At 56.7% G+C, this 1,111-nt stretch carries 1 protein-coding gene; it reads left to right on the top strand.

Annotation, left to right across the window (positions count from 1 at the left end; all coding sequences use genetic code 11):
* Nucleotides 1-1,111, top strand: a 1,111-nt coding sequence (locus AD928_RS00190) for a type I restriction enzyme subunit R domain-containing protein (protein ID WP_407639262.1), incomplete at both ends; no start/stop codon positions are given.

The raw sequence follows: 1,111 nt of genomic DNA, 5'->3' as shown, positions 1-1,111 counted from the left end.
AAGGCCGATGACCGCATCCGGCTGATTGCCATGGATCTGGCCACACATTTTGACAACAATATCGACAAGGACCTCAAGGGCATGCTGGCCTGTGACAGCAAGCTCTCCGCCATCCGCTATAAACGATATCTGGACGAGGTTGGTCTGTTCGAGAGCGCCATCGTCATGAGCCCGCCCGATACGCGCGAGGGCCATACGGAAGTGGATGAGCGCAAGCAGCCCGAAATTCAGGACTGGTGGAAGAACAATGTCGGCAGCCAGAGCGAGGATGACTACACACGCGGGGTTATCGAGCGCTTCGAGAAGGACCCGGACCTCAGGTTGATCATCGTGGTCGACAAGCTGCTGACCGGCTTTGATGAACCAAAGAATGCGGTGCTGTATATCGACAAGCCGCTGAAACAGCACAATCTGCTTCAGGCCATTGCCCGCGTGAACCGGCTGCATGACCAGAAGAAGCACGGCCTGCTGATCGACTATCGCGGCATTCTGGCGGAGCTGGACACCACACTGGCCCGCTATGACGAACTGGCGGCCGAAAATGTTGGCGGGTATGACCCCAAGGACATTGCCGGTCTGTATAGCCAGATGAGCACGGAATACCGCGAACTCCCCGCCCTGCATAAAGCGCTCTGGGCCATTTTTGACGGCGTGAAGAACAGGAGTGACCTCCAGCAGCTTCGTGCCGTGCTCATGCCGCGCATGGTGGAAGAGCACGGCCAGATGGTGGACGTGAACCTCAAGCGTCGGGATGATTTCTATGAGGCGCTGACGAAGTTTGCCGCCTGCCTGAAGGTCGCGCTGCAATCCGTGGCGTTTTTTGAAGACACCAGTTTCACGGAAAAGGACCGCGCCACCTACAAGGAGACGCTGAAGCAACTGACCAGTCTGCGCCAGATGGTGATGCAGGATACGGGTGAAAAAGTCGATTTTGACCAGTATGCCGAACAGGTCAAAAAGCTGCTGGACCGGCATGTGGCGGGAGTGAAAGTGCATGAGTCTGAAGGGCTCTATGCGGTCGGCAAGATGGGCCAGAAGCCCGAAGACAACGAACCAGAGACCTGGAGCGAAGAAAAGACCCGTAATGAGAGGTGGTCCCCATTTTTCGGAC

The sequence above is a fragment of the Acetobacter cerevisiae genome (assembly GCF_001580535.1).
Taxonomy (GTDB): Bacteria; Pseudomonadota; Alphaproteobacteria; order Acetobacterales; family Acetobacteraceae; genus Acetobacter; species Acetobacter cerevisiae.
This window is presented reverse-complemented; position numbering and strand designations above follow the sequence as displayed.